The 23,231-nt window shown below is 60.2% G+C and carries 21 protein-coding genes; 6 read left to right on the top strand and 15 right to left on the bottom strand.

Annotated elements, in window-relative coordinates; all coding sequences use genetic code 11:
• The first annotated feature begins 361 nt into the window (after nucleotides 1-361).
• The gene (locus tag K9B37_RS16110) at nucleotides 362-886 is read left to right on the top strand and encodes a GNAT family N-acetyltransferase (RefSeq protein WP_224314542.1); all 525 of its coding nucleotides are present in this window, start codon (nucleotides 362-364) and stop codon (nucleotides 884-886) included.
• A 2-nt stretch (nucleotides 887-888) separates the two neighbouring features.
• On the opposite strand, the gene K9B37_RS16105 is transcribed toward K9B37_RS16110, so the two are convergent.
• The 8 genes from K9B37_RS16105 to K9B37_RS16070 form a co-directional block, all read right to left on the bottom strand.
• The gene (locus K9B37_RS16105; RefSeq protein ID WP_224314540.1) at nucleotides 889-1,317 is read right to left on the bottom strand and encodes a GNAT family N-acetyltransferase; all 429 of its coding nucleotides are present in this window, start codon (nucleotides 1,315-1,317) and stop codon (nucleotides 889-891) included.
• Entirely contained in the window at nucleotides 1,314-2,552 is a 1,239-nt protein-coding gene (locus tag K9B37_RS16100; RefSeq protein ID WP_224314538.1) for an allantoate amidohydrolase, read from the bottom strand. The genes K9B37_RS16105 and K9B37_RS16100 overlap by 4 nt, the downstream gene beginning before the upstream one ends.
• Before the next feature lie 65 nt (nucleotides 2,553-2,617).
• A complete protein-coding gene (locus K9B37_RS16095) occupies nucleotides 2,618-3,661 on the bottom strand; it encodes an NAD(P)/FAD-dependent oxidoreductase (protein ID WP_224314536.1) in 1,044 nt (347 codons plus the stop codon).
• A gap of 82 nt (nucleotides 3,662-3,743) precedes the next feature.
• Nucleotides 3,744-4,058, bottom strand: coding sequence for a 2Fe-2S iron-sulfur cluster-binding protein (locus tag K9B37_RS16090; RefSeq protein WP_224314534.1), 315 nt, complete (start codon nucleotides 4,056-4,058; stop codon nucleotides 3,744-3,746).
• Between the two features lie 141 nt (nucleotides 4,059-4,199).
• Complete coding sequence (locus K9B37_RS16085; RefSeq protein WP_224314612.1) at nucleotides 4,200-4,904, bottom strand: ABC transporter ATP-binding protein; 705 nt, start codon at nucleotides 4,902-4,904, stop codon at nucleotides 4,200-4,202.
• A 5-nt stretch (nucleotides 4,905-4,909) separates the two neighbouring features.
• Entirely contained in the window at nucleotides 4,910-5,683 is a 774-nt protein-coding gene (locus tag K9B37_RS16080; RefSeq protein ID WP_224314532.1) for an ABC transporter ATP-binding protein, read from the bottom strand.
• A complete protein-coding gene (locus K9B37_RS16075) occupies nucleotides 5,680-7,527 on the bottom strand; it encodes an ABC transporter permease (protein WP_224314530.1) in 1,848 nt (615 codons plus the stop codon). Before K9B37_RS16075 ends, K9B37_RS16080 begins: the two co-directional genes overlap by 4 nt.
• Nucleotides 7,528-7,582: 55 nt before the next feature.
• Nucleotides 7,583-8,788 carry an ABC transporter substrate-binding protein gene (locus K9B37_RS16070; RefSeq protein WP_224314528.1) on the bottom strand — a complete coding sequence of 402 codons (1,206 nt, stop codon included), beginning with the start codon at nucleotides 8,786-8,788 and terminating at the stop codon, nucleotides 7,583-7,585.
• 153 nt (nucleotides 8,789-8,941) lie between these two features.
• On the opposite strand from K9B37_RS16070, the gene K9B37_RS16065 reads away from it, so the two are divergent.
• The 4 genes from K9B37_RS16065 (at nucleotide 8,942) to K9B37_RS16050 (ending at nucleotide 12,365) form a co-directional block, all read left to right on the top strand.
• Nucleotides 8,942-10,126, top strand: a complete 1,185-nt coding sequence (locus K9B37_RS16065) for an amidase (protein WP_224314526.1) — start codon at nucleotides 8,942-8,944, stop codon at nucleotides 10,124-10,126.
• Between the two features lie 83 nt (nucleotides 10,127-10,209).
• On the top strand, nucleotides 10,210-11,088 hold the full coding sequence (locus K9B37_RS16060; RefSeq protein ID WP_224314524.1) for an SMP-30/gluconolactonase/LRE family protein: 879 nt from the start codon (nucleotides 10,210-10,212) through the stop codon (nucleotides 11,086-11,088).
• Between the two features lie 3 nt (nucleotides 11,089-11,091).
• A complete protein-coding gene (locus K9B37_RS16055; protein ID WP_224314522.1) occupies nucleotides 11,092-12,108 on the top strand; it encodes an aldose epimerase family protein in 1,017 nt (338 codons plus the stop codon).
• A gap of 74 nt (nucleotides 12,109-12,182) precedes the next feature.
• Nucleotides 12,183-12,365: a hypothetical protein gene (locus K9B37_RS16050; RefSeq protein ID WP_224314520.1), complete on the top strand. Its 183-nt coding sequence runs from the start codon at nucleotides 12,183-12,185 to the stop codon at nucleotides 12,363-12,365.
• 3 nt (nucleotides 12,366-12,368) lie between these two features.
• Here K9B37_RS16050 and K9B37_RS16045 read toward each other — a convergent pair whose 3' ends face one another.
• Nucleotides 12,369-14,450, bottom strand: coding sequence for a M3 family metallopeptidase (locus tag K9B37_RS16045; protein ID WP_224314518.1), 2,082 nt, complete (start codon nucleotides 14,448-14,450; stop codon nucleotides 12,369-12,371).
• A gap of 20 nt (nucleotides 14,451-14,470) precedes the next feature.
• Nucleotides 14,471-15,199: a dienelactone hydrolase family protein gene (locus tag K9B37_RS16040; protein WP_224314516.1), complete on the bottom strand. Its 729-nt coding sequence runs from the start codon at nucleotides 15,197-15,199 to the stop codon at nucleotides 14,471-14,473.
• Nucleotides 15,200-15,480: 281 nt separating this feature from the next.
• On the opposite strand from K9B37_RS16040, the gene K9B37_RS16035 reads away from it, so the two are divergent.
• A complete protein-coding gene (locus K9B37_RS16035) occupies nucleotides 15,481-17,508 on the top strand; it encodes an AI-2E family transporter (RefSeq protein ID WP_439651739.1) in 2,028 nt (675 codons plus the stop codon).
• Nucleotides 17,509-17,516: 8 nt separating this feature from the next.
• Here the strand turns inward: K9B37_RS16035 and K9B37_RS16030 are convergent, their stop codons facing one another.
• The 5 genes from K9B37_RS16030 to K9B37_RS16010 form a co-directional block, all read right to left on the bottom strand.
• Complete coding sequence (locus tag K9B37_RS16030) at nucleotides 17,517-18,509, bottom strand: peptide ABC transporter ATP-binding protein (protein WP_224314512.1); 993 nt, start codon at nucleotides 18,507-18,509, stop codon at nucleotides 17,517-17,519.
• Nucleotides 18,506-19,522 (bottom strand): ABC transporter ATP-binding protein, encoded by a 1,017-nt coding sequence (locus K9B37_RS16025; RefSeq protein ID WP_224314510.1) that lies wholly within the window; start codon nucleotides 19,520-19,522, stop codon nucleotides 18,506-18,508. The genes K9B37_RS16030 and K9B37_RS16025 overlap by 4 nt, the downstream gene beginning before the upstream one ends.
• A 2-nt stretch (nucleotides 19,523-19,524) precedes the next feature.
• Complete coding sequence (locus K9B37_RS16020) at nucleotides 19,525-20,436, bottom strand: ABC transporter permease subunit (protein ID WP_224314508.1); 912 nt, start codon at nucleotides 20,434-20,436, stop codon at nucleotides 19,525-19,527.
• Nucleotides 20,433-21,443, bottom strand: coding sequence for an ABC transporter permease subunit (locus tag K9B37_RS16015; RefSeq protein ID WP_224314506.1), 1,011 nt, complete (start codon nucleotides 21,441-21,443; stop codon nucleotides 20,433-20,435). The genes K9B37_RS16020 and K9B37_RS16015 overlap by 4 nt, the downstream gene beginning before the upstream one ends.
• A 63-nt stretch (nucleotides 21,444-21,506) precedes the next feature.
• The gene (locus K9B37_RS16010; RefSeq protein ID WP_224314504.1) at nucleotides 21,507-23,108 is read right to left on the bottom strand and encodes an ABC transporter substrate-binding protein; all 1,602 of its coding nucleotides are present in this window, start codon (nucleotides 23,106-23,108) and stop codon (nucleotides 21,507-21,509) included.
• Between the last annotated feature and the right edge of the window lie 123 nt (nucleotides 23,109-23,231).

The raw sequence follows: 23,231 nt of genomic DNA, 5'->3' as shown, positions 1-23,231 counted from the left end.
GGAAAACGACTCTGCCGTTCGGACGAACGACCCGCTCACGAACCATGCGGCACGGGCCCGGACGTCCCCACCCTGGCCGCACACCGCAGTCACGAACGGTGCGAAACACGACGCGCCCATTGGGAAGCACTGTCCGCACCCGACGTGTTACGCAAGCGACGTCCTCCACAAGTGAAGGAGCTTGCACCTGAACGCCGTTGAAACGGGCCTGTGCTTCGGGAGCAGCGAGGAATCCCATACCAAGCGTTGCAGCGAAAGCCGAGAGAAGAATGGCTCGCATAATCCGTTCCTTCGATATGTTAAGATGACGGACGACAACGGCATGAACAGGCCAAGGTTCCAGAAAGGTGACAGTTTGAGAATGCAATCACGTGTCGTTATCAGGCCTGTCTCTGCCGCGGATAGTGCGGAACTCATTGCAGCGAATCTCGCAAGTATCGCTGTGCACGAACCGTGGGTTTATCCCTGCCGAGACAGTGCAGGCTTTCAGGCTTATCTCTCACGCAGCGATGGCGAGCGCTCGATCGGCTTCATCGCCCGCGAGCGTGACAGTGGACGGATTGTCGGCGTCGTCAATCTCAACGAGATCGTTCGCGGTCTCTTTCAGAGCGCGTATCTCGGCTATTACGGCATGATCGGTTGGCAAGGACACGGGCTCATGCGCGAGGCCGTCGGTCTTGCCGTAGCTCATGGTTTCGAGCAACAGGGGCTTCACCGCCTAGAGGCCAATATACAGCCTGGCAATGCACCCTCCCGCGAACTAGTGAAGCGCCTCGGCTTTCGACAGGAAGGCTATTCACCGCGCTATCTCAAGATTGGCGGAGAATGGCGCGATCACGAGCGCTGGGCCATCCTCTCCGAGGATTGGACGGGCCCGCCTGGATGATCCTACTTCAGTTTCTTCTGAAGGAAGATGCGACTGTTCCCTGGAGGGAAATCCTTCAACTCACCGAAGCGCACATAGCCCAGGCGTTCGTACAGAACGGCCGCGTCGGGATTGAACGTGTCGAGCCACGCGGAATGACAGTCACGCCGAAGCCCTTCTGCTTCGGCCATCATGAGCAATCGCGGTCCGATGCCGTTGCCGCGGAGATCTTCGGGCACGAAGATCAGCTCGATGGACAACCATCCTCGACCGGTGCGCCCCCATAACCCACCTAGGACTGCCCCATGCTCCGGCTCGCGGATCACGATGGCAAGGTCTTCCGTCGGCAGACCGGGAGCTAGGGTCGTGCGGTTGAATTCACGCAGGTGTCTGCGGATCAGATCGTGAATGGACTCATCCGGCGAGGACAGGAGCTCGAGCTCGTAGGTCAAGAGGCGATCTTCCTCACAGTCGCGAGGAGAACACGCGCTGCCACATCCGCGTCCTCGACGGTAATCGATTCCGCGGGATTGTGACTGATCCCGCCCTTGCAGCGAACGAACAGCATCGCCACCGGACAAAGCTCTGCCATCGCAACCGCATCGTGACCCGCACCGGAGGCAAGCTCATGCGGGACAATCCCGGCATCTAGGATGGCTTCTTCCAGGCGGCTCAGCAACGCCTTGTTCATCGGGGTTGCAGGAGAGTCCATGAAAGGCTCAACGGTGAAGGCCGTGCCGCGTTTCTCGGCGATGGCTTCGCACTCGTTGAGGATATCCGCTACCATGTCGTGACGCACAGCATCGTTCGGTGCGCGGGCGTCTATCGTGAAGTCGACACGAGCGGGAATGACGTTGATCGCGCCGGGTTGGACCTTCGTGACACCGACGGTAGCGACAGTGTCTGCTCGAACGGCTCCCGTTCGCTCTACCGCAACGATCATCTCCGCAGCTGCAGCGAGCGCATCGCGGCGCATGGACATGGGCACCGTTCCCGCATGGCCCGCTTCGCCGATCACTGTCGCGCGGGCACGCGTGACGCCGTTGATGGCCGAGACGAGGCCGACCGGAAGTCCTGCCGCTTCGAGTTGCGGTCCCTGTTCGATATGGACCTCGAGATAGCCCCGGTAACGCTTCGGATCACGCGCGATGCTTGCGATGTTCGATGGATCTCCTCCGAACTGCGCCAACGCATCTCGCAATGTCGTGCCCTGCTCATCGGCGCCGTCGAGCCAGTCCGGATTGTACTTGCCGGACAAGGCGTAGGATGTGGAGAGATTCGTCGGAAAGCGCGCATTCTCCTCATCGCCGAACGCCACGATTTCGATCGGACATGCGGGAGCGATCCCTTCCTCCAGCAACGCTTCGACAGCAACGATCCCTAAGACGACACCGAGCGTTCCGTCGTAGCGGCCGGCATCGATCACGGTATCGATATGCGAACCGATCATGAGTGCCGGTGCGTTTCGATCCGTCCCCTCGATACGGCCAATCACGGATCCGAGCGGATCAATATGGGCATCAAGCCCCGCGCGTTGCATCAGCTCTAGTGTGGCTTCTGCAGCTGCGCGGTGAGCCTTCGACAGGTAGAGACGCGTCAGGCGCCCGGCATCGTCGCTGTAGCGAGCGAGTTCGTCGAGCATAGCCATGGCGCGACGGCCAAGGGCTGGTTCAGATGAGTCCGTCATGATGCGGAAAGAGTTTCAGGAACCGGCGCGCCGCGCAAGCGAAAGCTGCGCCGGTATCGCTCTGATCAGGCTGCAACACCCAGTTTCTTCTGCAGGCTCGTCGACGAGGTGGTGTATTGGAAGAGCAACTTCTTCTCAGGATAAACGTAGCGATGCACTTTCTGGGCCGCGAGGGCACCCTCATGGAAGCCGGAAAGGATGAGCTTCAGTTTGCCCGGATAGGTATTGATGTCGCCGATGGCGAAGATGCCCGGCACGCTGGTTTCGAACTTCTCGGTATCCACGGGAATAAGGTTTTCGTGAAGGTTCAGGCCCCACTCGGCGATAGGCCCGAGCTTCATGGTGAGCCCAAAGAAGGGGAGCATCACGTCGCAAGCGACATCGATTGTCGATCCGTCGTCCTTCTTGATGATGACGCCTTCGAGAACAGGCGCCTCGCCCTTCAAGGCGACCACTTGGCCAAGGTGAAGATCCATGTCTCCGGCGGCCACCAGAGTGCGCATTTTCTCGACAGTATGGGGAGCAGCGCGGAAAGCGTCGCGGCGATGCAGGAGCGTGAGGCGTTTGGCTCGCGGCTGAAGATTCACCGTCCAGTCCAAAGCCGAGTCTCCGCCGCCGACGATTAAGATGCGCTTGTCGCGGAACATCTCCATGTGACGCACGGCATAGAAGACCCCGGTGCCTTCATAGGCCTCGATATTGTCGATCGGCGGCTTCTTCGGCTGAAACGATCCGCCACCTGCGGCGATCACGATCGCCTTGCATAGGAAGGTTGTGTTGTTCTCCGAAGTCCTCACGCGGAATCGGGGAGCTTCGGCCGTCCCCAGGGACTCGATGCTTTCCACCATCTCGTTCAGATGGAACGTCGGATGAAACGGCTCGATCTGGGCCATCAGGTTATCGACCAAGCCCTGCCCGGTCACCATCGGGAAGCCGGGAATGTCGTAGATCGGCTTTTCAGGATAGAGCTCGGCGCATTGGCCGCCTACCTTCGGCAGGATGTCGATGAGATGACATTTGATGTCGAGGAGCCCGAGTTCGAAAACGGCGAAGAGGCCCACAGGCCCCGCACCGATGATGACGACGTCGGTTTCGATATTGTCGGTCATGAACAGGCTCCTTCGAGAGACCTTCGAAAAGCACGGTCTCCCGTTTTTGGCAATGCGGCAGGCGGGTTCGGGGTGGCGAGGGTCAGCTCCCAGTGGGTGCCAAGGTCACTTCCAAGCCGTCGAGTTCGGAGGTCCAGAGGATTTGGCAGGAAAGGCGGGAGGTTGGCTGCGTGACGACGGTGTCCAATTGGTCCTCCTCCTCTTCCGTCGGAGGATAGATTCTGGGAATCCATTCTTCTGCCACGAAAACATGGCAGGTGGCGCACTCGCATGCGCCGCCGCACAGGCCCTCGATCGGCAGGCCCCAGTCCCGGATGATCTCCATCACCCGCCAGCCTTCGATGGCCTCAAGGGTGTGGCGCTGGCCGGAGCGATCGGTCACATGGATGACGCCCATGAACGGGAAATTCCTCAGATAACGGACAAGGAGATTGGCACAGTCTGCGCCGGATGGGCTGGATATCGGGCCTTTGGCCTCGTCCGTCAACGTTTTGAGCGCCGCAGTGCTCTTATCGATCCTGTGAAGCGCCCCGGTCCCTCACACTCCGAGTGTCTGGAGTCTCAAGGCCTCATTGCCGAGAAAGTCGGTCATGGCGCCTTCGAAGCGCATTTCCCCGCGCTCGATCACGCAGGCCTTGTCTGCGACCGCGGCCGCAAAGGCCCAATTCTGCTCGGATAGGAGAATGGCCACGCCCTCCGCCTTCATGGCAAGCACGGCCTCGGCCATGGCCTGGACAAGAACCGGTGCGATACCCTCGGACGGCTCGTCGAGAAGAATGGCGTCCGGATTGCCCATGAGAGTCCGGGCGATGGACAGCATCTGCTGTTCGCCTCCGGACATTTGGTTGCCGCGCCGCCCCTTCATGGCAGCGAGATTGGGAAAAAGCCGGAAAAGTCGCTCCGGAGTCCAGGGAGCGCGCTCGCTGCCACCGGAGCGCCGGCCAGCCTCGAGGTTCTCCTCCACCGTCAAATCCGTAAAAATTCTTCGGTCCTCAGGGACATAGCCGAGACCCAGCCGGGCGATCTTGTAGGTGGGAACGCCCAAAATGGACCGATCCTTGAACAGGAGGCGATCGGCAGTTGCCGGCACCAGTCCGAGAACGGCCTTCAGGGTGGTCGTTTTGCCGGCGCCATTGCGGCCGATCAGCGCCGTTATTTCACCCGCCTGAAGCCGGAATGAGAGCCCGAAAAGAACCTGGGCCCGACCATAGGAGGCCTTCAGGTTCTCCACATCCAGAAGCAATCCGGTCATGCAGGCCTCGCCGTAAGGGGGGCCAGTCCATGCGTATCCCCGAGATAGGCCTCACGGACCCGCGGATCCCGTCGGATTTCATCCGGCGTTCCCGTCGCGATAATCTGACCGCGCAGGAGGACGAGCACCCGATCGGCGTGACCGAAGACGACATCCATGTCGTGTTCGGTGAACAGCACGCCCATGTGGCGCGATCGAGCCAGGGAGTCGGTCAGCTCCATGAGAGCGGAGCGCTCGGCGGGAGCCATGCCTGCGGTGGGTTCATCCATGAGAATGAGCTTCGGATCGCCTGCCAAGGCGATGGCGAGTTCCATTCGTTTCACATCGCCATAGGCCAGCTCTGCGCTTGGCCGGTCGGCAACTCCTTCCATGCCCACCTGCGTCAGAAGTCCCAAAGCCTCCTCCCGGTGACACGGCCTCACCGGCGACCAGAGACCGCGGGTTTCTCCGTAGCGGCTGAGAAGAGCCATCTGCACGTTTTCCAGCACTGTCATCGACAGGAAGGCTTGCGCGACTTGGAACGTTCGGCCGATCCCCTTCCGAAAACGCTCCGACGCCGTCGCCTGCGTAATGGGGGCATCATCAAGCAAGACATGGCCGCTGTCTGGCTGCAACTGCCCGCCGATCATGTTGAAGACAGTCGATTTGCCGGCGCCGTTGGGGCCTATGAGCGCAACCATTTCGCCGCGCCGCACCGTCAAGGAAACATCGCTCGCGGCGACGACGCCGCCAAACGACTTCGTCAGTCTCTCCACCTTGAGCAGCGTCATGCACGTTCCTCGCGTCGGCGGGCAAGTGTGCCGACAAGGCCGCGCGGAAATACCAGCACCATGGTGATGATGCTCAGGCCCAGGAGCAAGCGCCAGAAGTGCGTCAGCGGCATGATCCAGTCCCGTAGGGCATGCAGCACTGCCGCACCGAGGAGCGGTCCCGCCAGGGTCTGGATTCCTCCGAGAAGCAGCATCGTGAGTGCATCGACGGAGGTCGGAATCCCAAGCAGGCTCGGATCGACCGAACCGCGGGAAAAGGCATACAATCCACCTGCAAGACCCGCGCTGGCTCCGGCTACGATGAATGCCGTCCAGCGGTGGTAGCGAATGCGCAGGCCGATGGCCTCGGCACGGGATTCGGAGTCTCGGGCTGCCCGCAGGGAATAACCGAAAGGTGCGTGGACGGCACGCGCCAGAAGAACCAGAACTCCCGCCGTGATCGTGAGGGTGACGAGATAGTAAACCTCCCGCGCCCCGGCCCATGCGGGGGGCCAGACACCGACGATTCCATTGTCTCCGCCCGTGACATCGACCCATTGGAATGCGACGGCGTACAGAATCTGAGCCGCTGCCAGCGTCATCATGGCAAGGTAGATTCCCGACAACCGCACGACGAAGGCGCCGATGAGCGCTCCGCCGGCGGCGGCAAGCAGGACTCCAAGTGGAATCGCAGCCTCCATGGAGGCTCCGAACCATTTGACGGCAAGAGCGGCTCCGTATGCTCCCAATCCAAAAAAGGCGGCGTGGCCAAAGCTCACGAGGCCGCCGACGCCGATCAGGAGTTGGAGACTGAAGGCGAAAAGGCCGAGGATCAGGATCTCGGTCGCGACTTTGAGGAGATAGGGATCGGCAATAAGCGGAAGGGCTGCAAAGAGAGCGAAAACTACGATGGCGATCACCGCAGACCAGCGGGAAGGGGCGCGACTTGCAATTCCCACGGCGTGTGATGCGCCAACTGCCTCAGGGCGGCCGAAGAGGCCGTTCGGTTTCACCGCGAGCACGAAGGCCATGAGCAGGAAGACGATGACCAGGGTGCTTTTGGGAAAGATCAGGATGCCGAAAGCTTGCAGCTCTCCGATGATGAGGGCTGCAAGAAATGCCCCTGGAATGCTTCCCATGCCTCCGACGACCGTCACGACGAAGCATTCGGCGATGATCGACAGGTCCATGCCTGTATTCGCCGCGACGCGCGGGATCTGCAGCGCCCCGCCAAGGCCGGCTAAAAAAGCGCCGAGAAACAGCGTTGCCGTAAACAGAAGAGCTTGGTTGACGCCGAGTGCGGCGACCATGTCCCGGTCCTGCGTCGCAGCTCGGATCAGGATGCCAAATCGCGTCTTGCGTAGCAAAAGCCACATGGACCCGAGAACCACCGGACCCGCCGCGATCAGCACAAGCTCATAGGAAGGGAAACGCCGACCGAGGATTTCGATCGGCTGACGCAGACCGGGGGCCCGCGGCCCCAAGATATCCTGAGGACCGAAAATCTGCACCACGAGATCCTGGAACACCAGAACGACACCGAAGGTGGCAAGGAGCTGCAAGAGTTCCGGCGCGCGATAGATGCGTCGCAGCAGAAGGACCTCCAGCAGAATGCCGATAAGGCCGACTGCGATGGCCGCGATGAGGAGGCCCGCCCAGAATGCTACTGGCCCATAGGAGAGATCGAGGAGCTTCGGTACGAGCGTCGCCGCCGTATAGGCTCCGACCATATAAAGGGAGCCATGGGCGAAGTTGACGATCCGGGTCACGCCGAAGACGAGTGTGAGGCCGCAGGCGGTAATAAACAGCGATGAGGCGCTGGCGAGCCCGTTCAGCGCCTGAATGACGAGAAAAGACGGATCCATCGAGGGCTACCCTCCCGATATCGGAAGGGAGAGCTCGCGCGAAGCCATGGATGCGTCAGTCCTTCCTGGCCGCCTTTGCCTCGGCTTCGGACGGCATGAACGATGCTCCATCGTTGTATTTCCAGTCCGTCATGCCGCCATGCGTCCCTTTGAGGACCAGCTTGCCGACCCAGGCGCCCATGGTGGATTGATGATCGAGGCCGCGCATGGTCACAGGTCCGATGACCGTGTCGAATTTGGCGTCTTTGAAGGCCTTGATCAGTGCCTCCGTTTCCACGGAGCCCGCGCGCTCGATCGTGTCACGGATCATGTTGACGACCATATAGCCGAGGAGAGAGCCGAGCCGTGGCGTGTCCTTGTATTTGGTCTGGTAGGCGTCCACGAACGCCTTGTGTTTTGGGTCCTTGATCTCGTCCCAGGGATATCCCGTGACGGTCCACCCTTCCGGGATTTCGTCCTTGAGCGGGAGAAGCCACTCGGGCTCCCCGGTCAGCAGAGACAGGATGAACTTGCCCTCGAACAGGCCGCGGGCGTTGCCTTCGCGGACGAACTGCGTGAGGTCGGGACCGAAGGTCACGTTGAAGATGCCGTCCGGCTTTGCCTGCTCGATAGCGGAGACGGTTGCCCCCGCCTCGATCTTGCCAAGGGCCGGGTATTGCTCGGCGACGATCTCTGCGCCGGGGACGCGTTCCTTGATCAGCCGCTTGAAGACTTCCGCCGCGGACTGGCCGTATTCATAGTTGGGGGCCACGATAGCCCAGCGCTTCGCACCGGATGCCTTCGCCTGATCCACCAGCATGCCGACCTGCATGAAATTGCTTGGCCGAACGCGGAACGTATAGTGATTTCCCTGCGCCATGGTGATGGCATCGGTCAGTGGCTCGGCAGCGATGTAGAGGATCTTCTTCTGGTTGGCGTAGTCCGCCATCGCAACGCCCACGTTCGACAGGAACGAACCGAACAGGAACGATACGCCCTCGCGCGTCACCAACTCATCAGCGACGCGGGTCGTGTCGCCGGTCGTGGCGCCGTCATCGCGAGAAATGATCTCGATCTTCCGTCCCAGCACCCCGCCCTTGGCATTGATTTCGTCGAGTGCGAGTTGCCAGCCCTGGCGATAGGGCACGGTAAATGCCGCCCATTTGCTGTAGGAGTTCAGCTCTCCGATCTTGATCGGGGCGGGCTGAGCCTGAGCGGCGGGGCCTGCAAGCGCCAGCCCCAATCCCAGAACCAGCCAGCGGGTCATCGACGTCTTCGCCATTTGTCATCACCTGCAAATGAAGGGCCAGCGTGGGTGTAGGGCCAATCTGTTTCGGAAGAAAGCCTCAATCGCATATCGGGACGCGATTCATGCCTTGCCACCAGCTTCGGGCCGATGCCAATCTTTTGCCCCGTCCTCTTCCTTCAGGCCATCATGCTTCTCGATCACGATCCTGCCCGGGCCTTCATGCCCTATCCGCCCGTCGACGTGCCCAGCGCTGTGACGGGGCCGCTTGCCGGCCTCAGCTTTGCCGTTAAGGACCTGTTCGATGTTGCGGGCTATCCCACCAGTGCCGGTTCTCCACAGATGCTGGCCATGTCTGGAGTGAAGACCCGAACCGCCCCGATCGTGCGCCGATTGCTCGATTCAGGGGCGCGGTTCGTTGGCAAGACCATTACCGACGAGCTCGCCTTTTCCATGAGCGGCAAGAATGCCCATTTCGGGACACCGGTGAACGGAGGTGCCCCAGATCGCATTCCTGGCGGCTCCTCATCCGGCTCGGCGGCCGCGGTTTCGAACGGGCTTTGCGATTTTGCCCTCGGCACCGATACGGGTGGGTCTGTGCGCGCTCCCGCCAGTCATTGTGGCTTATTCGGCATCCGTCCGACCCATGGCCGTGTCAGCCTGGAGAATTGCCACGATCTGGCGCCGTCCTTCGATACGTGCGGTTATTTCGCCCGCGAGGGTGCGGTTTTCCGAAGAGTTGGCGAGGTGTTGCTTGGAGCCGATCCGGGTCCCCTTCCGAGCCAGCCTCGGGTTCTCCTGGCGCGGGACGCATTCGGCCTCGTGGAAAGCACTGTCCAGTCCGCGTTAGCGCCTGCTATCCGCAGGATAGAGACTGTCCTGGGTGAATCTCAGGAGGTCGAGGTAGCGACGGAGGGCTTCACGGCTCTCTATTGGGCCATGCGGTATATCCAGGCCCGTGAGGCCTGGATCGTCGATGGACCTATGATCGAGCGCCTGAAGCCGCCGCTGGGACCAGGCGTTGCCGATCGCTTCGAATTTGCCCGCGCGGTGACCGATCGGCAGGTGGCAGAGGCCCAGGGAATTCGCAGCGTGTTCCGCGAGCGCTTCAAGGCTTTGCTCGGCTCGGATGGGATCCTGGTCCTGCCGACCATGCCGGACATTGCACCTCTTTTGACGGACAGCGATGAGGCGCTGAACGATTACCGCAACAAGGCGCTCAATCTTCAATGCCTTTCGGTGCTCTCCGGACTGCCTCAAGTTTCGCTACCTCTCGCCAGGAAGGACGGGGCGCCCCTTGGGCTGTCTCTTCTGGGTCCGGCAGGATCTGATTCGAGCCTCGTGGCACTGGCCGCACGGATCGCCGAAGGTTGATGGCCGGGGCTTGAATCGTGGTCTCTCGGGCCGAGTTACGGCCTTGGGAAAGGGCCGCGCGATCATGCAGAAGGAGGGGGCGAATGAGCCATCCGATCGTCTATCCGAAGGTGCCCCATGTGGCCATTCCGAGTGCTTGCACCCTCGGGGAGGGAGTGATCTGGGATCACCGGACGAGCACGGTCCTCTGGGTCGATATCAAGAACCCAGGCATCTGGCGATACCAGCCTGCAACCGGAGAGCATGAGCGAGTTCAGGCGCCGGAGGCCGTCGGATTTATCGCTCTGACCGGTGATCCAGAGATTCCGGTCGTCGGCCTCAAGTCGGGTCTGGCCCGTTTCGACCTAAGGAGCGGTCGGGCGACTCTGCTTGTTTCGCCGGAGCCGGATCTTCCCGATAATCGCATCAATGATGGCCATGTCGGCCCAGACGGCGCCATCTACTTCGGCACGATGGATGACAAGGAGAAGGCAGCCTCCGGGTCATTCTGGCGCTGGGATGGCAAGGACCTTACGCGCCTACTCGACGGCATCGTCGTCACCAATGGTCCGGCCTCCAGTTCGGACGGGCGGACGCTTTATGCAACGGACACCACGAAGGGGACGATTTATGCGTTCGACTTCGATCAGGGGCGTCTTGGTGCGCCCCGCATCTTCGTCCAGTTTGAGCAGGGCTGGGGTCATCCCGATGGCATGACGGTTGATCACCGTGGTCACGTCTGGGTGTGTCACTGGGGCGGGTCGCGCATCACGCGCTTTACACCCGAGGGGCGTGCCGAACTCGTCATTCCGGTTCCTACCGCTCAGGTGACGAATTGCGTCTTCGGCGGACCAGACCTTAAAGCGCTCTACATTTCGACGGCAAGCGTCGGCCACGATCCTCATACAGATCCCATGGCCGGGCATCTCTACATGGTCGAGACCGGAACGTACGGCGTCGAAGCGCACGTCTTTGAAGGATAGGGCATGACGATCAGTCGCTTTGGATCGGTCGACGAAGGAGACGTCTGGGAAATCGTGCTGACGGGGCCCGATGACGTCGAAATGCGGGTCCTGACGTGGGGTGCAGTTATTCGGGACCTCGTCGTCCCCACGGCGCGAGGGCGACAGCATGTCGTTCTCGGCCTTAATTCCATCGAGGATTATGAAGCCCATTCGCCGTATTTCGGAGCGGTCGTCGGGCGCTATGCCAATCGGATCGGAGGGGCGCAGTTCACGCTGGATGGAACGACCTACAAGCTTGATGCCAACGAGGGCCGAAATCAGCTTCATGGTGGATCGCGCGGCTTCGGGACGCGTCTTTGGACAGTGATCGATCGCCAGCCGGCGAGCGTCACGCTTGCGCTCGTGTCCGAAGGTGGTGACATGGGATATCCAGGGCGCCTCGTCGCGACCTGCACCTACACGCTTCTTGCCGGCGCTACGGTGAGGATTTCTCTTGAGGCCACCTGCGATCATCCAACGCCTGTCAACCTGACGACGCACAGCTATTTTAATCTCGACGGTAGTTCCGATATCCGCTCCCATTACCTGATGATCGCAGCCGATTATGTTACGCCGACATTGCCCGATCTCATTCCTACCGGCGAGATCAAGAGCGTGACGGAATCAGCTTACGACTTTCGATCCCGGCGTCCGATCGGTGGTGCTGAACCTCAGCAGGGACGCATTTCCTATGACATCAACTATGTGTTGAAAGGCAATGATGGGAAGCTTTCCCATGCAGCCACGCTGCAATCCCTCAATGCAGGTCTTTCAATGGAGCTCTGGACCACCGAGCCTGGCGTGCAGTTCTATGATGGTCATATGATCGATATCCCAGTCCAAGGCCTCAATGGCGCCCGTTATGGACGCCACTCCGGTCTTTGTCTCGAGCCACAACGTTTTCCGGACGGCCCTAATAACGCCCATTTTCCTGCCTGTATTCTGTCCCCCGGTTTGGTTTCCAGGCAGGTCAGCGAACTCCGGTTTGCTTCTCTCTAAGGGAACTTTGCCGTTCAACGGGCCGTTGTTCCATCAAGCACTCGTAAGCGAGTGCAAAGAAGGGGAAAGCCGATATGCCGGTGCTCGACGCGAACGCCTTGAAGACGGATCCAGAGGGAGCTGCCTTCCTGCTGAGCGTTCTGCGTCCGCGCGATCCGGCCAAGGCTTCCCTTGAAAAGGCGCTTGCGGCAAGCCGTCGCGCTATGCCTGAGTCGAAGCCGCCAGAGAGACGGCTCCGCATTCTTTCAGCTGTCTGAGTCTCAGGTCTCGCTCGTGACAGGAGCAGCAAGGCCGCGCTTGACCAGGAGTGCGTCCGGAGACGGCAAACGCCCACGGAATGCCTTGTAGGCCTCTGCCGGATCGCGCAAATTGCCGGCGGAATAAATGTAGCGCTTTAAGCGCGCCGCCGTATCGGCGTTAAAAGCGTCGCCGGTTTCCTCGAAGGCATTGAACGCATCCGCATCCAGAACTTCCGACCACAGATAGCTGTAATAGCCCGACGAATAGCCATCGCCGGAGAAGACATGCGTGAAGTGAGGTGTCCTGTGTCGCATGATGATCTCTCGCGGCATCTCGATCCTGTCGAGCGATGTTCGCTCGAAGGCTTCCGCATCGAAATTATCCACATCCGTGAGGCGATGCAGATCGATATCGACGAAGGCGGAGGCGAGGTATTCTACCGTTGCGAAACCCTGGTTGAAATTACGCGCCTCCATGAGGCGCGCCAAGAGATCTTCAGGAAGCGGCTCTCCCGTTTTGTAATGCGTCGCGTAGCGACGCAGAATATCCGGTTGCGACAGCCAATGTTCGTAGAGCTGCGACGGAAGCTCTACGAAATCGGTTGAAACGCTCGTGCCGGCCAGCAGCGGATACGTGACGTTGGAGAGAAGGCCGTGCAGCGCATGGCCGAACTCGTGGAACAAAGTCCTGGCATCGTCGAAGCTCAGCAGAGACGGTTCTCCGCGTCCGCCCTTCGAGAAGTTCATGACGTTGACGATAATGGGCCGTACATCTCCAATCAGCTTTTCCTGGGACCGGAAAGCGCTCATCCAAGCACCGCTGCGCTTCGATGATCGAGCGAAATAGTCACCAATAAAGACGCCGACGAAATCTCCGGTCGAATTCGTGACTTTCCAGGCGCGTATATCTGGATGATAGCGAGGGAAATCCCTGATCTCTTCGAAGTATAGATCGAAGAGGCGCCGTGCCGTCTCGAAGGCCGCTTCTATGATTCGGTCGAGCTGGAAATACGGTTTGATCGCAGCTTCATCGAGATTGTGTTTCGCGATGCGGACTTGTTCAGCGTAATAGCGCCAGTCCCAGGGCTCGATGACGATATTGTCGCCGCGTGATTGTGCTTGCGACTGCAGATCGTCGCGCTCCTCCATTGCGCGCCGCCGGGCCGGTGTCCAAACCTCTTGAAGGAGAGAGAGAACGGCTTGCGGTGTTTTCGCCATGGTGTCGGCGAGCTTGAAATCGGCAAAGGTTTCGTAGCCCAGGAGCGACGCGCGCGCGACGCGCAATCGTACCATCTCGGCGATGATCGCTTTGTTGTCGGTTGTTCCGCCACCTTCTCCGCGTCGCGCCCAGGCCTTGAAGGCCTGTTCCCGTAGATCGCGGCGGCTCGAGAATTGCAGAAACGGTTCGATGCTCGAGCGGGACAGGGTGATGACGTATTTTCCCGACAGACCTCTATCCTCGGCAGCCTGTGCTGCGGCTTCGCGCAGGAAGGACGGCAGCCCGGCAAGGTCTTCCTCGGTCTCAAGAACGAGTTGATAGGCCTTCTCATCAGCCAGCACGTTCTGGGAGAACTGCGTGCCGAGGGTAGCCAAGCGCTCCACGATCTCGGAGAGACGCTTCTTGTCGCCCTCTTCAAGGCGCGCTCCTGCGCGGACGAAGATCGTGTGATAGCGATCGAGGACACGTAACTGCTCTGCGGAAAGGCCGAGATGGTCCTTGCTCTGGTGAAGCATATCTACACGACGGAACAACGCCTCATTCATGAAGATGCTGTTGCGATGCTTGGCGAGAAGGGGCGCCATTTCGCGTTCGATGGCCTGTAGGGCATCGTTGGTATGCGCGCCCGTAAGATTAAAGAAAACACCGCCGACGCGTTTCAGCGCGGCTCCGCTGCGCTCGAGCGCGGCTACCGTGTTCTCGAATGTGGGAGCATCGTCGCTCCCTGCAATTGCTGTGATCTCGGCTTGCTGCTCGGCCAGAGCGATATCGAAGGCGGGACGATAATGCCCGGTGGCGATGCTTTCGAATGATGGAAGTTCGAAGGGTGTCGTCCAGGATTTGAGGAGCGGATTGTCGGACTGGAGCGCTTCCAATGAGGCCATGGCGTTTGTCGGTTCCCCGGTTATGAGAGTTCAGTTTTATCGATGTCGGTCGCCGGCGGAAAGAGGGGCGATCCTGACGTAATGGGTGCCGGATCGAGATATTGACGGAGGAAGGTGAGAACGCGTCGGACCGCATCCTGCTGCGTTCTGCCTCGGAATCCGTGTCCCTCGCGCGCGTAAATCTGGATTTCATGAGGAACATCCTTCCGCCTCAGCAGGGCCTCGATGGCATAGGCGTTGGCAACAGGTACGATGGGATCCATCGCTCCATGCAAAATCAGAGTCGGCGGAAGGTGGGCATCGTGACTAATGGCGCCCTGCGGTAGGGGCCCGAAGAAGCTGACGAGCGCTTTAATACGGGGGTCGGCGCTCGCAACCGAAAGCCCCAATGCCGCTCCGAGCGAAATGCCGATGAGGCCAACCTTTCCCGGGTCGATCTCGGCCCTCTCAGAGACCCAGGCAAGCGCATCTTGCACAGTCTCCGTCCAGGGCGTAAAGTTCTGAAAAAGAGTCGAGAAGGAAGCGCGCCGCTCGCCGGTCCTGTCCAGGTAATGGACGAGATGAACCTGATACCCTGACGCGGCGATGGCCATGGCGCCCTCGTGGTATCGGGCATTGCTGCCAAGCCCATCCGCTCCATGCAACATGACAATGGCGGGCCGCGGCATATTTCGCGTCGGTTCGAACACATCAACCGCGATGTCCTTTTCCCCACTCGAAAAACTGCGGCGTGCCTTTGTCACGGTCATAGGCTCATTTCTCCATTCCCGGCCAGGGAGCATGCTGCGTCATCTCTTTGGCAAAAGACGGTGAAGGTGAAGCGGACAATTGCTGATCATCGCCGATTATGATGGAGGCAGTTCCTAAGACCTGACTTGTCAAAGATGGTGCTGCGGCCACCCCATCGGCAGATGGCAAAAGGTCCCAAAGGACCGAGGGAACTCTCTTGAAACGGCCAAGGATCGTTCCGGTGTTCCGAGCGTTGTAGGACAGGCCGGGAACTTCCCCGCAGCCTGGAGAACGAAATCCTATGGCAGCTGCCCCGTCATCCCCGCCATCGCAAGCCGAGGTGCCTCCTCCGGGCGTTCCAGGGGTTTCGGGCTTGATGACACTCATCGTCGGCGTCGTCGTCCTGGCTGCACTTTACATCGGTCAGGAGGTCTTCCTGCCGATCGTGCTGGCGATTCTTCTAGCGTTTGTTCTCGCTCCCTTCGTAGATATCATGCGGCGGTGGCATCTCGGCCGGGTTCCGTCCGTCATTATTGCGGTTCTTGTCGCGCTGGGCATCATCCTGTCTTTGGGCGGTATCATCGGCTTCCAGCTCGCGGGTCTTGCGACAGACCTCCCTCGATACCAGTCCACCATCAAAGAGAAACTCGGAACGCTAAGGGAAGGCTCTTTCGGCCGAATACCGGCGATCCTCAAGAATGTCGGGCGCGAGTTCGACCGCGCTGTCCAGGAGAAGCCAGAAGAGAAACCCGCCGCTCCACCGTCTCCCGTTCCGCCCCAGGAGGCTGACAGTTCAGGTCCGCTCCCGGTTGAGGTGCATCAGCCGGAGCCTACGCCAGTCGAACTTGCGCGCAACATCCTCGTGCCTATGCTGCAGCCTCTGGCCACGACCGGCATCGTCTTCGTTGTCCTGATTTTCATTCTCCTCCAGCGGGAGGACCTACGGGACCGCATGATCCGCCTTTTCGGTTCGAGCGACCTGCATCGCACGACCGTCGCCATGGACGATGCAGCACGGCGGCTCAGCCGCTACTTCTTGATTCAACTCGGGCTCAATACATCTTTTGGTGTTTATGTCGCTCTCGGCCTGTGGGCGATCGGCGTGCCCAGTCCTCTGCTCTGGGGCGTTTTTGCAGCGTTGATGCGGTTCGTCCCCTATATTGGGTCCTTCATCGCTGCGGCTTTTCCCATCATGTTGGCGGCAGCTGTCGATCCCGGCTGGAGCATGGCGCTGATGACGGCCGCTCTGTTCCTCATCGGCGAGCCTCTCATGGGGCATGCCATTGAGCCGGTCGTATACGGACAGAGTACGGGACTTTCCCCATTTGCAGTGGTCCTTTCCGCGATCTTCTGGACCTGGATCTGGGGCCCAATCGGGCTGCTGATCGCGACCCCCCTCACCCTTTGTCTCGTTGTTCTCGGTCGGCACGTCGAGCGACTCGAATTTTTGGATGTTCTTCTCGGTGACAGGCCTGCTCTGACACCCGCCGAGAACCTCTATCAGCGCATGCTGGCGGGCGATCCGGACGAGTCGCTTGAATCGGCAGAGATATTGCTGAGGGAGCGCTCCCTGACGTCGTATTACGACGAGGTCGCTCTCAAGGGGCTACAGCTCGCGGCCGGGGATGCGAGCCGAGGAGTTCTCACCGGTCACCAGCTCGATCAGGTCAAGGACGTCATCCGCTCTCTCATTCAGGACCTGGATGGGCATGACGATACAGAGCCGGAACGAAAGGAAACGGATGGTGAGCCGATTGCATCTCCTGCGAGTGAAAAGCCGACGAACAAGGAACCGGCAGTGACAGGCGTGCCATCGACCGTGTTACCGATTCCTGATGAATGGCAAGCGGAAGGCGCGATCCTCTGCATTGCTGGCCGCGGTCCTCTCGATGACGCTGCCACCGCGATGCTCACGCAATTGCTCAACAAACATAAGTTAGGTACCCGCAACGTTCCATACGAGGCTGTTTCTCGCTCCGGAATCGTCACTCTCGACACGGCCAATGCGAAAATGATCTGTCTGTCCTACCTGGAGATTGGGGGCACTCCCGCGCATTTGCGCTATCTTCTGCGCCGTCTCCGCAATCGAATGCCTGATGTGCCTATTTTGGTGGGTCTATGGCCGGTCGACGATGCGGTGCTGACCAATCAATCTCGACAGGCGTCGCTGGGAGCCGACTATTACGTGTCGTCCCTGCGAGAAGCCGTTATTCTGTGCGTGAAGAATGCTGCGGGAGAAGAGAAGGGCACGCAGCCCCAAACGACGGCTGCTCTTCAGTCGAGATCGCAGGAGGCGACAGGCCCGGATCGCCTGCCGCTTCCTGCTTGATGATACTTTTAGGCCGCAGCGCCTTGAGTGTCTTGGAGAAAATTCTCTGCGTAGTGGCATGCCACGAGGCGTCCATCGAGAGGCCGCAGCGCCGGGCGCTCGACCTTGCACCGGTCCGTCACATAAGGACAGCGTGTCGAGAACACGCAACCCTTTGGAGGATTGAGCGGCGAGGGCAGTTCGCCCTTCAGAACGATGCGCTTGCGCTTCTGACCCGACGTGCCGGGAGTCGAGGACAGAAGAGCCTGGGTATAAGGATGAAGGGGACGCTCGTAGATACGTTCCTTAGGCCCTTGTTCGACCGCGTGGCCGAGATACATCACCAACACGTCGTCTGCGATGTGGCGAACGACGCTCAGATCGTGCGAAATGAACAGGTAGGCAAGGCCCATCTCCCGCTGCAGGTCGGCGAGAAGATTGAGCACTTGCGCCTGGATCGAAACGTCCAGCGCCGATACCGGCTCGTCCGCCACGACCAGCTTCGGGGAGAGCATGAGTGCGCGCGCAATCGCAATGCGCTGGCGTTGGCCGCCTGAGAACATGTGCGGATAACGGCTATAATGCTCAGGTCGAAGACCGACCTTCGCCATCATGGCACGTGCACGCTCCGTGCGCTCGGCACCGGACAGGCTGGTGTTGATCGCAAGCGGCTCTTCCAGAATGGTTCCGACCTTCTTGCGCGGATTGAGCGATCCGTAAGGGTTCTGGAATACGAGCTGGACCGTGCGGCGCAGGTCCTTTGCACGCCCGGCTGGGGGATGAATTGCATCCATGCCGTCGAGGGTTAGTGCCCCTTCCGTCGGCTTCTCGATGAGCGTCACCATTCGCGCGAGCGTAGATTTGCCGCAGCCGGATTCGCCGACAACGGCCAGAGTCTTGCCAGATGCAATGGAGAACGAAACGCCACCAACGGCTTGTAAACGCCCCGGTTCCTTGAACAGTCCGCGACGGACCTCGTAAACACGTTTCAGATCACGGGCTTCAACGACGGGAGTATTCACGATGCGACCTCCGTACCAAGAGGATGGTCGGCGTTGATGCGAGCCGTACGGCTCGCGTCGCCGAGAGGATAGTGGCAGCGAATCTGTCCACCGGCCCAGGGTCGCAATTCGGGGCGAACATTGCGCGAATGTTCGGTCGCATAGGCGCAACGTGGGCTGAACAGGCAGCCTCTCGGCCTGTCGTAGAGGCCGGGCACGACACCCGGAATCGTCGATAGGCGGCCACCCGTGCTGTTCTCCGGCAGGGCAGCGAGCAGGGCAGCGGTGTAGGGATGCTGCGGGGCTGCGAAAAGTTCCTGAGCCGCGCGCTCCTCCATGATCTGCCCGGCATACATGACCATGATGCGCTTGGCCGTCTCGGCAATGACGCCCATATCGTGCGTGATCATTACCAGCGCCATGTTGCGCTCTTTCTGCAGGTTGATCAGCAGATCGAGAATCTGAGCCTGGATGGTGACGTCGAGAGCCGTGGTCGGTTCGTCGGCAATCAGAAGCTTGGGATTGCAGGCAATCGCCATGGCGATCATCACGCGTTGATTCATGCCGCCCGAGAGCTGATGCGGAAACGCTGAGAGGCGGCTTTCCGGTGATGGGATACCGACCTGCTCTAGCAGCTCGATTGCGCGACGACGGGCAGCCTTCCGGTCCATTCCTTCATGAAGCCGCAACGTTTCAGTCAGCTGGAATCCAATCGTGAAGCATGGATTGAGGCTGGTCGTCGGCTCCTGAAAGATCATGGCGACGTCCTTGCCCGTAAGCTTGCGTCGTTCACGATCGGAGATCGTCAGGAGGTTGCGCCCGTTGAACGACAGCTTGTCCGCGCGCACGCGACCCGGAAATGGCACGAGGCCCATGAGCGCCAGCATCGTGACACTCTTTCCGGAGCCGGATTCGCCGACGACCCCCAGGACCTCGCCTTCTTCCAGCTTGAGGCTGACACCGTCCACGGCGCGCATGACGCCGCCTTGCGTCGGAAATTCGACCGAGAGATTTTCGATTTCGAGCAGAGCCATGATCAGCGCTTCAATTTGGGGTCGAGGGCATCGCGAAGGCCGTCGCCGAGGAGGTTGAAGGCCAACACCGTGATGAGGATCGCAAGACCTGGGAACGTGACGACCCACCAGGCGCGCAGCACGAACTCGCGGGCATCGGCCAGCATCGTTCCCCATTCGGGGGCCGGGGGCTGTGCTCCGAGGCCCAGGAAGCCGAGGGCTGCTGCATCGAGAATGGCAGTCGATATGCCGAGCGAGGCCTGCACGATCAGGGGTGCAGTACAGTTCGGCAGAACTTCCTTGAACATCAGGCGCAGCGTGCCGGCGCCGCTGACGCGGGCCGCAGTCACATAGTCCTTGGAGGTTTCGGTGATGACCGCCGCGCGCGCAAGGCGGACGTAATGCGGCAGGATCACCAGCGCGACGGCGAGCATCGAGTTGATCAGGCCAGGGCCGAGAACCGCCACGATGACGATGGCGAGCAAGAGGCTCGGCAGCGTCAGGATGATATCCATCAGGCGCATGATGAAGATCTCGGTCAAGCCCCGCGTGAAGCCCGCGACAAGGCCGAGCACGGTTCCGAGCACAATCGAGATCGAGATGATCACGATGCCGATCAAAAGCGACAGGCGTGATCCGTAGATCAGCCGTGACAGGATATCACGGCCAATAGGGTCGGTCCCGAGCGGATAGGACAGGCTTCCCCCCTCCTGCCAGAAGGGAGGCTTGAGGGCGATCGATGTATCGGTCGCATAGGGTGAGTGCGGCGCCAGCACGTCGGCGAGAAGTGCCACGGTCACCACCAGCACGATGACGATGAGACCTGCGACGGCACCCTTGTTGGCGCTGAAATATCCCCAGAACTCGCGCAGGGGATGAGGCGGGGTGGCCGTCGGTGCGGCGACGGCCGGAGCTTCCATGGTTTCTGCGGTCATCGGTGATGCCTGATGCGCGGATTGATGAGGCCATAGGCGAGGTCGACGATGAGGTTCACGCTCATCACGACGATGCCCAGGAGCAGGGCGCCGCCCTGCAGGACGGGATAGTCGCGGCGGAAGATGGCGTCGATGAGCCACTTGCCGACGCCCGGCCAGGAGAAGATCGTCTCTGTCAGGATCGCGCCCGTGAAAAGAACGCCTACCTGCAGACCGATCACGGTCACGACCGGGATAAGCGCGTTACGCAGAGCATGCAGCGCAACGACCCGGAAGCGGGATAGGCCCTTAGCCTTGGCGGTGCGGATATAGTCCTCGCCCAGTACTTCAAGCATCGCCGAGCGTGTCATGCGGGCGATCACAGCGAGAGGCACCGTTCCGAGCACGATGGTCGGAAGGATCAAGTGCTCGACAGCGGAAGCGAATGCCCCTTCTTCTCCGGAAAGGAGACTGTCGATCAGCAGCAGACCCGTGACTGGCTCGATATAGTAGAGAACATCGATGCGGCCTGAGACGGGTGTCAGGTCGAGCTGCACCGAGAAGACAAGGATCAGGATCAGGCCCCACCAGAAGATCGGCATGGAATAGCCGGCCAGCGAGATGCCCATGACACCATGATCGAAGATCGAATTTCGTCGGATCGCCGCCAGCATGCCGGCAGGTAGTCCAATCACCAGAGCAAACAGAATCGCGCAGAGCGCCAACTCCACCGTTGCCGGAAAGAGTGACTTGAACTCTTCCCATACGGGGGCTTGCGTGATCAGGGACTTGCCAAGATCACCCTGGAGGACGCGCGAAATGTAAATGCCGTACTGCACGATGACCGGCTTGTCGAAGCCGAACTCTTTGCGCAGTTGTTCGTGGCGCGCAGCATCGATGCCGCGCTCGCCAGCCATTGTCTCAATCGGATCGCCTGGTACGAGGCGGATCAGGAAAAATGCGAGCAGCGTGATCCCGATAAAGGTCGGGATGATCAGGCTGACGCGGGTGAGGATGAAGCGCAGCATCGTCTGAATGTAAAAAGGCGGAGCGGCGTTTCAGCCGCTCCGCCAGAGGTGAATGGTGAAAGCTTACTTGCCCTTGATGTCCACGCCATAGAACGTGTGACGGCCAAAGGGTGAAAGCTTGAAGTCGACGACTTCCTTACGCACCGGCTTCAACTGCACGGCATGAGCGATCGTGAACCAAGGAGCCTGTTCCTTGAAGATCACCTGAGCCTGCTCATAGAGCTTGGTGCGCTCGGCAACGTCCGTCGTCACTTTCGCCTTGGTCACCAGATCATCAAACGGCTTGTAGCAGAACTTCGCGACGTTCGATCCGTTGCCCTGTGCGGAGGCGCAGCCGAGAAGTGTATGCAGGAAGTTGTCCGGGTCGCCGTTGTCGCCCGTCCATCCCAGCATGCCCATCTGGTGCTCGCCCGACTGCATACGCTTGCGATACTCGCCCCACTCGAAGCTCTTGATCTCGGCCTTCACGCCAACCTTGGCGAGATCGGCCTGCATCAGCTCGGCGATGCGCTTGGCATTCGGATTGTAAGGACGCTGGACCGGCATGGCCCAGAGGTCGGTCTCGAAGCCGTTCGGATAGCCGGCCTCGGCCAGGAGCTTCTTGGCCGCTTCCGGATCGTAAGGGTCGTCCTTGATGGTGTCGTTGTAGGACCACATGGACGGCGGAATCGGGTTCTTGGCCGGGATGCCGCTGCCAAGGAAGACCGCCTCGACGATGGCCTTCTTGTTCATGGCCATGTTGATCGCCTTGCGGACCTTGAGGTCGTCGAAGGGCTTCTTCTGGGTATTGTAGGCGAGATAGCCGATGTTCAGGCCGGCCTGGGAAAGGATCGAGACGTTCGGATCCTTCTCCATGGCTTGGAGGTCAGCCGGATTAGGATACGGCATGACATGGCACTCGCCCTTCTGGAGCTTCGCCCAGCGGACCGAAGCGTCCGGGGTGATCGAGAAGACGAGATCGTCGATCTTGGCCTTGCCGGCATAGTACTCGGGGAAGGCCTTGTAACGGATGATCGCGTCCTTCTGATACTGAACCAGATAGAACGGACCGGTGCCGATCGGCTCCTGGTCGATCTTCTCAGGGGTGCCGGCCTTCAGCATGGCGTCGGCGTATTCCTTGGACTGGACCGCCGCGAACTCCATCGCCAGGTCAGCCAGGAAGGGCGCCTCAGGCTGGTTGAGGGTCACCTTGACCGTATAGTCGTCCACCTTCTCCACGGACTTGAGCAGCTTGGGCATGCCCATATCGTCAAAGTAGGAGTGGTTCGGGCTCGTGACCTTGAAGTAGGGGTTATCCTGCTTCCACTGCCGCTCGAACATGAACACGATATCGTCGGCGTTCATGTCCCGGGTCGGCTTGAAGTTCTTATTGGTGTTGTGCCACTTCACGCCCTTGCGGAGGTGGAACGTATAGACGAGACCATCCGGCGAAATGTCCCACTTTTCTGCGAGGCCGGGCTGGACCTTCGTGCCGCCGCGCTCGAACTCGACGATGCGGCTGTAAACCTGGGTGCTGGCATCGAACGAGGTGCCGGTGGTGTTGACGCCGGGGTAGAAGTTCTCCGGGCTGCCTTCGGAGCAATAGACCAGCGTTTTGGCCGACAGCGGAGCCGCCGCCAGGAAAGCCGGAACGCAGACAGCTGCAAGAAGAGCTGATTTCTTCATTATGAAAGTCCTCTGAGACGGCTCTGGATTATGGCCGTTCTGCGACAGAGTTAAGGTGGGAAGATCGTTCAATGTCAATCGGTCCCTCCCTGGATTCAAAGGTTTTGGAAAAAATATACCATT

Source organism: Microvirga puerhi, from assembly GCF_020089865.1.
Lineage (GTDB): Bacteria > Pseudomonadota > Alphaproteobacteria > Rhizobiales > Beijerinckiaceae > Microvirga > Microvirga puerhi.
The sequence above is the reverse complement of the archived record's forward strand: the minus strand, read 5'-3'. Positions and strand labels throughout refer to the sequence as shown.